Here is an 11,362-nt window from a genome sequence, read left to right as displayed (position 1 = left end):
AAAAGGGGGAGAAACTTTACATTTCTCCCCCTCAAATTTTAGACGGCCATATTCTTTTTATACTTTGTAGGGGTACAACCCTTTGCCTCAATAAACTTATTTACAAAGTAGTCAACATCCTTGTAGCCTACCATTTCAGCAACTTCATATATTTTCATATCGCTTTTGCGAAGTAGCTTTGCAGCCTCATTCAGGCGCTGCTCATTAAGATAATCCTTAAATGAACAGCCATATTTTTTCCTAAAGACCTGACCTAGATACGCTGAATTAATATAATATTTTTCACTAAGTTCTCTAAGGGTTAAATTGCTGGCATAATTTCTTTTGATTTCATCTTCTATCTGACCAAGCACACCCTTGGATACGTTTTTACGAAGCTGAGTTATGTAATCACCATAGGCGTAGGCCATTTTGCAAAGATGAGTCCGGCCACCTCGTCTAATCCCTTCTTCCGATGTGCTTTCCAAAATCATTCTAAGAATTTCTTCCTGATTGACTTCATTATCAAGCTCACTGGCCAAATGTATAAGCTGAAATAATAAGTAATTGATATTTAGATTCATAGTGGATTCAGTGACACCAGTATTTTTCATTTCCTGATAAAACTCATCTACTCTTTTTCTTATTTCGACATGCTCCCCACCTTCGATTGCCTCTATAAGGTTGTCTAGCTGTTTCTTACAAATAAGTATTCCTGTATCAGTGACTTTGTATTCATCTTCGTAATAATAAATATTTTTCTTTTCTCTAAATCCCTGGAGAGAACGAAGCATATTGGCTGTTCCATATGATTTAGATATATTTTTTATGCCAGATACACCTTTTCCCACAAGCATTGTTATTTCAAGATTCGTATTTACGATAAGATAATCATAGAATCGTTTCAAATATTCCTCAGTGGTAAGCTGTAGCTTTTGCCCCATTGAGTCTGTATAGATGAAGCCTATATCATAGGTTTTCTCACTGTCAGAAACATCCATAATACATAAAGCAAAATCATTTTTCAGGAATTCATCAGCTGCCAAATATAGTTTGTTGAGTTGTTCCTTCTTTTCTTCATCAGAATAATCCTCGGATAAGGTAGCAACATCCAACTGCACCTCTACATAACACATATCCTCATCCACATTGATTTTATCTGATATGCATTCAATATTTGTTTTATCGTATTTCCCTCTAAGAAGGGACATAATATTTCTATCAAAATAAGCCTTATCCTTCTTTGCCTTATCCTGAATCTCAATGATTCTTTCCTTGTTCAAATTGGCAATTTTTCTAAGAATAGTAAGTAATTGCTCCCTTTCCACAGGCTTTAAAATATACTCTACACATCCATGCTTTAATGCTTCCTGGGCGTATCCAAACTCCGCATATCCGCTAAGAATCACATAATATATTTCATCATTTAGCTTTCGAACTTCCTTTAAAAGTTCGATTCCATCCATTAGTGGCATTTTAATGTCAGCAATAACAAGATCGACTGGCTGCTTCTTTATGAAATCAAGAGCCTCTTTTCCGTTTACAGCAGTGTAGATTTCATAGCCTTCAGCTTCCCAATCAACTAATACCTTTAGACCTTGTAATATGAACGGCTCATCGTCCACTAACAAAACTTTTAACATTAAATCATCCCCTTTAAATACGTCATTGGAATTGTAATTTGGAATAGAGTTCCCGTACCTATTTCTGACTCCATATCAAACATAACATCATCTTCTGATATCATCTTTAATCTAACGCATGCATTTACAATTCCAACTCTACCTTTCTCCTTTAGCATAGAAATATCGGCATTACGCATATTTTCCAGCAGTTCATTTGCTATATTTTCTGGAATACCACTTCCTGTATCCTCTATTTCTATAATTACATTTTCGCCTTTAACGTATATACGAACAAAAATCCATCCTGGTGTAGTTTTACTTTCAATACCGTGAACAACTGCATTTTCCACAAATGTTACAAGGGTCAGCTTTGGTATCAACAGTTTTCTGCATTCATCCTCAATATCTATTTCAAAAGAAAGCCTATCTCCAAATCTGTATTTTTGAAGTTGTAAATATGCCTCTACAAAATTTAACTCGTTTTCAATTGCTATTATGTCATCGTTCCATTCTGTATATTGGCGTTGTAGCTTTGCTAGATGCTCCACCATTTTAGCTGTTTCCTCTTCCTTTTTTAGAAGAGAATGCATTCGAATACTCTCTAGCGCGTTAAACAAAAAGTGTGGGTTTATCTGGCTATGAAGTGCTATTAACTCTGCATTCTTTCTGGCCACCACAGCTTCCTGCTCTCGCAGTCTGTTTTTCAAATTGGTATGCATTAAACTGCTAACAAACACCGGCAAAGCAATATTTATTACAATTAAAAACAATAGCTGATACCATCGTTTTCTGAACAAATCAATAAAACTGTAATTAGTATCTTTTATTTTGATTTCCAGTTTTTGTCCATAAACTTCACACTCCTGAGAATATGCAATATTTTCCAACAGCTCCTTGTTAGCATATTCCTTGCTTACATTACTGTACTTGCCATTAGACATTAACACTCTTGTATCATCACATATATATGCTTTATATGGATAATTCAGGTTCTCTATGTCATCAACACATTTTGAATAATCTATCTTTATCAGCAATATATTAGGCGAATTATATTTGTAATAGTTTAATCGCTGAAAATAATAAATTGTTCTTTGAATGGCTCCTGTTGGCTTTTTTGTCATTCCAAAATAAAGCCCCTTGTTCAAATGAGATGTCAAAATGTAGTCATACCAGTCTGTTCCAATAGCCTTGGTAATCTTCTGAAATTCAGCTCCATTTGTTATGGTATTGTTATCCAAATATATGCAATATTCCATACCAGACTGACCTGTTACAAGCTTTAAAAGTGTATCATCAAAGAATGTCTGGTAGGCGTTGTAATACTCAAGATTTGATGAGTATTCCTTATGTAAAAACCTATGTACGTAGAGGCTGCTGTATAAAGCATTTCCCAGCTTCGCAGCCTCGTCTACCTGATTAAAGAAAGTGTAATTGATGGCATTTGCTTCATTTTCCATCTGATGAAGAATGGAAGATTTTTCTGAATTATAAATGGACTTGAAAACAAAACCATCTGAAATAATAATTGGAAGCACTACACAAAGGATATACAAAAGGGCCATCTTCCTTTTTATTTCAAGCTTACTAAAAAACCTTTTCATATATCATGCCCTTAATTCTTTGTGTGACTAATCCATTTGAAGCTACATCTGTTATCCGAATCAGCACCATTTGATGAAGTGTACATACCAACTGTGCAGCCAACAAATCCCCCTGCTTCCTCTGTTGTATATGGAATCAAATCAACATCTTCCTTTACAGGCAACTGGCCATTTTCATCAACAATATAAATCTGGCACTTCTGTTCCTTTGCCTTTATTCCAATTTCAACCAATCCATCTGAAACTGGTATTGATTTTATAATTTCTTCTTTGCCAGAAATTACAGTTCTCACGCGGAATTGCTTTCCACTTTCGCCTTTTACAATTTCCATAACTAAATGATTTTCATGGTTTTGGAACAACACAAGGCCACCGCATTCTTTTTCATTCTTAGGTGTAAAATCAATTCCGCAGCTAACAGCAAATGCATAATCCTTCTGACGAATTCCAAGATAAGAAGGGTTACAAATATCCTCGATTCTTTCTGGACGAGTGTAAAGGGTAAGGAATCCTGACTTTTCTGCAAGGGAATAGAAATCCTCACTTCTTCTTTCAATTCCAACTAATCTATCATCCAATTCTTTGCTGTCGAAATGAATAATGTCAGTATACGAGTTTTCCTGGTTGAATCTGTATTCCTCAAATGGAAGTTCAACCTGGTCTGTAAGCTTTCCACCCCCTTGGTTGATAACAGGCCATCCATCTTCCCATGTAACCTTGGCAAGGAATGTTTCTCGGCCCATGCTGCAGTGATTTTTACACTGTCTCGAGGCAAGCATTACTATATAGTAGTTACCGTCTTTGTCATCAACTAAATCTCCGTGACCTGCATAAATAACAGGATAGTTCTTGCCCAGATTTCTATGTGTAAATATTGGATTTCTTGGACAGCCTTCAAACCATTTAAAGAGTTCCTTTGATCTGGCAACTGATATGGCATGCTCTGGACCTGTGCCACCTTCTGCATGAATCAAATAGTAATAACCATCCTTCTTGTAAAGATGAGGACCTTCTGGCCAAATAACATCCTTAACAGCACCCTTCCATATTGCCATAGATGGGCCAATAAGCTTCATAGAATCTAAATCCAGCTCCTGCACCCAGATTTCCCAATCCCCGTTGTATCTAACACCTTCTGGATTTGGTCTGGTTCCAACATAGTAGCAACGATCATCATCGTCAAAGAATAATGATGGATCAATACCTGGACATTCTTTATCACCCAAATAGTATGGATCTGACCATGGTCCTGCTGGGTCCTTTGCTGTAACAAGGAAATTTCCTCCAGCATCCACATTTGTTGTAATCATGTAAAATGTGCCTTTGTGCTCTCTAATTGTTGGAGCAAAAATTCCTCTAGATATTTCACCATGTAATGGAAGCTGACTTTCTCTATCTAACACATGTCCTATCTGCTCCCAATGAGCCAAATCCTTACTGTGGAAAATTGGCACTCCCGGAAAATACACAAAGCTTGAACATACAATATAAAAATCATCACCCACTCTGCATATTGATGGGTCTGGATAAAAGCCCTTTAAAATCGGATTATTAGCAATTGTCATTATCTTCTCCCTAAACAAACTATCCTAGTATTCCACCTGAATAGTTTCCCCTTTCAAATCTATTTCAAATACATCACATTTATTTCCAGTAAGCTCTTCACTTCTACCATCAGGCTGACTTGTTCCAACAGCTATCTTAAACTTGCCTGGCTCTACAATAGCATTTCCCTTTTCATCGATGATTGCAAAATCTCTTGGAGCAAGCTCAAATGAAACTGTCTTTGTCTCCCCTGGTGTAAGTGAGACTCTCATTACTTTTCTCAAAGACCACAATGGAACTCTTGTTGATGCTTCCATGTCCTTGATGTACACCTGAACAACTTCTTTTTGATTCATACTTCCTTGGTTTGTCACATCGATTGTCACTGTAAAATGTTCATCTATGTTGCCTGAAAGCTTATCAATAGCTGCGTTGCCACATTTGATTTCCGAATAGCCCAGTCCATATCCAAATGGATAAAGAGGAGTTCCTTTGAAATATCTATAGGTTCTATTATCCATAGAGTAATCTTTAAAATCAGGCAAATCCTTGTCAGATGCATAGAATGTGACTGGTAGCTTTCCACTTGGACTATCCTGTCCAAACAGTACCTGTGCAATAGCTTTTCCACCTCTTGCTCCAGGATACCAGCATTGCATTATGGCATTTACGTTTTCCTGCGACCAAGACAAGTCAAGTGCTGAACCAGATAAAAGAAGAAGCACAACTGGCTTTCCAACCGCTGTTATCTTTTCCAGTAATTCCTGCTGTAAGCCTGGAAGCTTAAGTCCCTTTTTGTCACCACTACCGAACTCATTTCCAGCGTCACCTTCTTCACCTTCTATTGTGGAATCCAATCCTAAGCACATAACCACAACATCTGAATGCTCTGCAACTGCCATAGCTTCTGCGAAATCATCTCTCGCTTCGCTAAGTACATGCATTCTATCCTTCCAAAGATGAGTTCCATCTGCATGGAATACTCTTACATCATCTCCAACAAATCTCTGGATTCCCTCAAGTGGAGTTATGTATTCAGATGAGATTCCTTCGTAATTTCCAACAAGTGCTATTCTTGAGTTTGAATTAGGACCAATGACTCCTATGGTCTTTAACTTGTCTTTATTCAGTGGCAAGACGCCATCATTCTTTAATAAAACAAAGCTTTCCTTTGCTGCTTCATTAGCTAAATCCTTATGCTCTTTGCATTCCACCACTTCATATGGAATATCATCATATTTACTTTTTCTTTCAGGAAGAGTTCCTAAGCGTAATCGAAGTTCTATCAATCTTTCGACTGCAGTGTTAATCGTCTCCTCTGAAACAAGTCCAGCTTTATATGCATAAATTAACTTTTCATATACACATCCGCAGTTCAAATCGCAGCCGTTATTCACAGCCAATGCTGCCGATTCCACTTCACAGCCTGTTACCTTATGGTTTTCGTGGAAATCACGAATAGCCCAACAGTCAGAAACAACATGTCCTTCAAAGCCCCAGTCATCCCTCAGGATGTCCTTTAGTAAGCGTTTACTTCCACAGGCAGGCTCACCGTTTACTCTATTGTAGGCTCCCATAACGGACTCTACCTTGGCATCCTTCACCAGTCGCTTGAAAGCATACAGGTATGTGTCATACAAATCCTGATCTGATACCCTGGCATCAAAATGATGTCTGTCTGCCTCCGGACCGGAATGAACTGCAAAATGCTTTGCGCAAGCAGCTGCCTTTGGATTATCAAGATCTGGGCCCTGTAATCCTTTTACAAAAGCCATTCCCAACTGGCCAGTAAGATATGGGTCCTCACCATATGTTTCATGGCCTCTGCCCCATCTTGGGTCTCTAAATATATTTACGTTTGGTGCCCAATATGTAAGTCCCTTATAAATATCTCTATCGCCATGCTTAGTGAACTGATTGTATTTAGCTCGACCTTCTGTAGAAGTAGCATCACCAATTTTCTCCACTAGTGCCTCATCAAATGTAGCGCCCAGTCCAATTGCCTGAGGAAAAACTGTTGCATCTCCAGCTCTGGCCACCCCATGCAAAGCCTCATTCCACCAACAATATGCTGGTATCCCCAACCTATCTATAGCTGCTGCGTGATATAGCATCTGACTAGTCTTTTCTTCCATAGTCATTTGCGACACTATTTCTTTAGCACGCTTCATTGTTTCTTGATTCATTTTCATCTTCTCCTTTTGTAATCATTTCTAGCTGAGTGTCAAACTCCTTACTGATGTAGTAAAGAGAGACAGTAGTAACAAGTATCCAAATTCCCAGCCCCCACTGGATATACCATGCACAAATAATATATGGTAAAAAAGTTACTATAAAAATCAGTACCATTCTTGGAATATTAAGTATTGCCATAACTATGGATGCCTTTACCAAATCCTTTGTTGTGGTCTGAAATCTTGCCATAAAAGGAAACATGCAATAAATAATTGACCATACTAAAAATGTAATAACTGCTAGTACCACTCTCATAGGAATAGGCATTGATTTGGCCATTCCAAAGAAAAGGTTGTACCAATCAAAAGCTAAAACCAACAATACTAATAGCTCCACCATCCATACTGGAGTAATCTGTTTGAAATTCAGACAAAATGACTTAAAGAAGCTTTTTACTGCACTTGGTTCTTCTCCCTTAGCTATCTTCATGGAAACATAATATTTAGCAGTAAAAGACGCACCAATTGTGATTATTGGTATAGAACATAGAACACAAAGCAAATTTAATATAATTAAATCCGTCGCCTTCCCTAGAAATTCCATTACCTCGCTGTCCGGTCTTAGGATATTCATAACATTCTCTCCTTTTTTGCAAAAAAATAACTATTCAGCCTAATCTGATATACCCCAGATTATTCTGAATAGTTACATATTATCATTGTAAAAAATATTGTGGCCCTTACTTTTTGTGCCTTTGATGTAAGATTTTTTACATATTATAAATCTCTAGATTTTTCGATACAGATTCGTTCTGCTTCGATAACTGCACTTCTGAATCCTGCTGCCTCAAGAGCTGCGACAGCCTCGATAGTGGTGCCACCTGGAGAACAAACTGCATCCTTGAGAACTCCTGGATGCTCACCAGTTTCAAGAACCATTTTAGCTGAGCCAAGAACTGCCTGCGCTGCAAACTTGTATGCTTGTGTACGAGGCATTCCCTCTGCAACTGCTCCGTCAGCAAGTGCTTCAATGAACATATAAACATAGGCTGGTGAAGAACCGCTAATTCCAACTACTGCATCCTGAAGACGCTCTGGAATAATTTCTGCCTGTCCAAATGCTTCAAAAAGCTTTAATACAGTGGCTGCTTCGTCTTCTGAAACAAGCTCATTAGGGCTAAGAGCACTCATGCCTTCTCCAACAAGTGCTGGAGTATTTGGCATTACTCGGATAAGCTTAAGCTCCTTTCCAAACATGCCAGTAAGACGCTCCAATGACTGTCCAGCAGCAATACTAACAACAAGCTTATCACTGAAATCCATATCCTTGATGCCATCTACAACCTTAGCTAAAAACTGAGGCTTTACAGCAAGAAAGATGATGTCTGCAAATTCTACTGCGTCTCTGTTGTTAGTGCTTGTGTGTACTCCAAACTCATCGCTGATTCTATCAAGTGCGGCCTGGAAAATATCTGTAGCCATAACATCAGTAGCTTCTACCATGCCTGAGGAAATGATTCCTCCCATCATGGCACTACCCATGTTACCTGTTCCAATAAAACCTATCTTCATAAAGAAACCTCCTATTCAGCCTTGGCCAAAATAAGCTTTTCAAGATATGCAATACGAGCACATACTGTAAAGATTTTTGCTGCTTCCTCTAATTCTTCGATTGGTGGAAGAGATGGAGCAAATCTGATGATTGAATCGCCTGGATCCATGTGATATGGGAATGGTGCACCAGCTGGTGTAAGCTTAACGCCTGCCTCTGCTGCCAAATCTACGATACGTGTAGCTGTTCCCTTTGGAGCCTCAAATGTGATGAAGTATCCACCCTTTGGAGAAATCCATGAACCACATCCTGGGCCTGTTAAATCCTCTTCCATTGTCTTGATAACAAGCTCAAACTTAGGACGAAGAATCTTTGCATGTCTTTCCATGTGCTTTGATACAGACTCAACATCCTGGAAATATCTAGCATGACGAAGCATGTTGATTTTGTCGAATCCAATTGTCTGAACTGTAAGTGTCTTTTTGAGCTCCTCACGATTGTTGTGGTTGCATGCGATAGCTGCAATTCCACCACCTGCAAATGTGATTTTAGAAGTAGACGCGAACTCAAATACGAGATTTGGATTGTCTGCTTCCTCGCACTCGTGAAGGATATTTAAAATCTTGCTCTTTTCTTTGTATAAGTGATGTACCGCATATGCGTTATCCCAGAATACTCTGAAGTCCTTTGCTGCTGGCTTAAGATTTGCCATACGTCTAACAACTTCGTCTGAGTATACAATACCCTGAGGATTTGAGTACTTTGGTACGCACCAGATACCCTTGATTGTGTCATCTGCTGCAACAAGTCCCTCAACAACATCCATATCAGGACCATCCTCATTCATAGGGATGTTTATCATATCAAAACCAAAATGCTGTGTGATAGCAAAATGTCTGTCATAACCAGGAACTGGGCAAAGCCATTTAACTCTTTCCAGCTTGCACCATGGTGTGCAGCCATCAAAACCAAACATGTATCCACGAGCAACTGTATCAAACATGATGTTTAATGATGAGTTGCCGCATACGATTACCTGCTCTGGCTGGCAATCCATGATTTCTGCCATAAGATGCTGAGCTTCTACGATGCCTTCCAACTGTCCGTAATTTCTAGTCTCAACACCATTCATGCATTTCATAAGAGACTTTCCATCAAGGATGTCGAAAAGTGGCATAGAAAGATTGAGCTGCTCTACAGATGGCTTTCCACGGCTCATATCAAGCTTTAAGCCCTTTGCCTGCCAAGCAACATACTCTTTTCTAAGTAGCTCCTTCTCTGCTTCAAGTTCTTCGGGTGACATTTCACTGTACTTTTTCATTGTTGGTCCTCTTTCATTTACTTTATTTATTATTTCGTACTTTATCTAAGTACTCATTAATAACTTGTTCATAACCGAGATTTCCTGGTCTGTAAAAATCTCCCCTTTCAAGTCCCTCTGGAAGATATCTCTGGTGTGAGAAATGGTTAGGATAATCGTGAGCATATTCATAACCTATGCCATGTCCTAACTTTCCAGCAGACTTATAGTGTGCATCCTGCAGATGTGTTGGAATTGGTCGCGTGTGGTTGTTTCTCACCTCCTGCATGGCTAAATCAATAGCTCCGTAGGCTGAATTTGATTTAGGTGCACATGCTACGTATGTAGCAGCGTGAGAAAGAATAATCTGACACTCTGGCATACCGATTCGTTCTGTTGCAAGGAATGCGCTGGTAGCAACTACCAGTGCCTGAGGATCAGCATTTCCTACATCCTCTGATGCACAAATACATATACGTCTTGCAATGAATTTGGGATCCTCTCCTGCGTAAAGCATTCGAGCCAAATAATAAACAGCCGCATCTGGATCTGAGCCTCTCATACTCTTTATAAAAGCAGAGATGGTGTCGTAATGATTATCGCCATCTTTGTCGTATTTGATAACTCTACGCTGAATGCATTCACTGGCAACATCTATGGTGATGTGGATTTTTCCATCATCAGATCTGTCTGTAGTGAGAACGCCAAGCTCAATAGCTGTAAGAGCGCTTCTGGCATCGCCATTGGCAATGTCTGCTAAAAACTCTAAAGCGTCATCATCGATAACAGCATCGTAGCTTCCCAGTCCCTTTTCTGAATCTGTTAAAGCTCTGTTGATGAGGTTTTTAATATCCTCTATATCAAGTGGCTTTAGCTCGAAGATGATTGAACGGGAAAGCAAAGCTCCGTTGACCTCGAAGTATGGATTCTCAGTGGTGGCTCCAATAAGAATGATGGTGCCGTCCTCAACGAATGGAAGCAGATAATCCTGCTGGCCCTTATTGAATCTGTGAATCTCATCGATAAATAGAATTGTTTTTTTGCCGTATGCACCAAGTGTCTGTTTGGCTCCCTCAACAACTGCCTCCATGTCCTTTTTGCCGGATGTGGTGGCATTGATGGAAGTAAACTCTGCAGATGTGGTGTGGGCGATTACCTGTGCAAGTGTAGTCTTGCCTGTACCAGGTGGTCCATAAAATATAATAGAAGAAAGCTTGTCCGCCTTAATAGCTCTGTAAAGGAGCTTGTCCTTGCCAATGATGTGCTGCTGACCAACCACTTCATCAAGTGTGGTAGGACGAAGCCTAGCGGCAAGAGGCGATTCTTTTTTCTTTGCTTCCTGTCTCATGTAATCAAATAGATCCATGTAAAACCTTCCTTATCTTGATACTATCGTACGCATCCATAATAGCACATTTGTTCTGTATAGGACAGAGTTTTCACATTTAATCTATACAAAAAAAGTATCAAGAGGTCACTTTACTAAACTAAAGTAATCGCTCTTGATACTATACTATAATTTTTTCAGTATTACAATAAAAAATTTCCGTAGGGCGGACATTTGTCCGTCGCTGGCAATAATC

General features: G+C 39.1%; 8 protein-coding genes. All 8 read right to left on the bottom strand.

Annotation, left to right across the window (positions count from 1 at the left end):
* Window positions 1-38: 38 nt before the first annotated feature.
* The 8 genes from BMY66_RS11985 to BMY66_RS11950 all read right to left on the bottom strand — a co-directional run bounded on the left by BMY66_RS11985 (window position 39) and on the right by BMY66_RS11950 (window position 11,145).
* Entirely contained in the window at window positions 39-1,622 is a 1,584-nt protein-coding gene (locus BMY66_RS11985) for a response regulator transcription factor (protein ID WP_090395334.1), read from the bottom strand.
* On the bottom strand, window positions 1,622-3,208 hold the full coding sequence (locus BMY66_RS11980; RefSeq protein ID WP_090395333.1) for a sensor histidine kinase: 1,587 nt from the start codon (window positions 3,206-3,208) through the stop codon (window positions 1,622-1,624). Before BMY66_RS11980 ends, BMY66_RS11985 begins: the two co-directional genes overlap by 1 nt.
* Before the next feature lie 11 nt (window positions 3,209-3,219).
* Complete coding sequence (locus BMY66_RS11975; RefSeq protein ID WP_090395332.1) at window positions 3,220-4,773, bottom strand: glycoside hydrolase family 43 protein; 1,554 nt, start codon at window positions 4,771-4,773, stop codon at window positions 3,220-3,222.
* Window positions 4,774-4,797: 24 nt separating this feature from the next.
* Window positions 4,798-6,939 carry a glycoside hydrolase family 3 C-terminal domain-containing protein gene (locus BMY66_RS11970; protein ID WP_090395331.1) on the bottom strand — a complete coding sequence of 714 codons (2,142 nt, stop codon included), beginning with the start codon at window positions 6,937-6,939 and terminating at the stop codon, window positions 4,798-4,800.
* Window positions 6,911-7,561 (bottom strand): DUF624 domain-containing protein, encoded by a 651-nt coding sequence (locus BMY66_RS11965; RefSeq protein ID WP_090395330.1) that lies wholly within the window; start codon window positions 7,559-7,561, stop codon window positions 6,911-6,913. The genes BMY66_RS11970 and BMY66_RS11965 overlap by 29 nt, the downstream gene beginning before the upstream one ends.
* A 143-nt stretch (window positions 7,562-7,704) precedes the next feature.
* A complete protein-coding gene (proC, locus tag BMY66_RS11960) occupies window positions 7,705-8,499 on the bottom strand; it encodes a pyrroline-5-carboxylate reductase (protein ID WP_044936015.1) in 795 nt (264 codons plus the stop codon).
* Between the two features lie 11 nt (window positions 8,500-8,510).
* The gene (locus BMY66_RS11955) at window positions 8,511-9,800 is read right to left on the bottom strand and encodes an aspartate aminotransferase type Ic (RefSeq protein ID WP_044936013.1); all 1,290 of its coding nucleotides are present in this window, start codon (window positions 9,798-9,800) and stop codon (window positions 8,511-8,513) included.
* A gap of 22 nt (window positions 9,801-9,822) precedes the next feature.
* Window positions 9,823-11,145, bottom strand: coding sequence for a replication-associated recombination protein A (locus BMY66_RS11950; RefSeq protein WP_090395329.1), 1,323 nt, complete (start codon window positions 11,143-11,145; stop codon window positions 9,823-9,825).
* Window positions 11,146-11,362: the final 217 nt, after the last annotated feature.

The sequence above is a fragment of the Pseudobutyrivibrio sp. C4 genome (genome assembly GCF_900111635.1).
GTDB lineage: Bacteria > Bacillota > Clostridia > Lachnospirales > Lachnospiraceae > Pseudobutyrivibrio > Pseudobutyrivibrio ruminis.
This window is presented reverse-complemented; position numbering and strand designations above follow the sequence as displayed.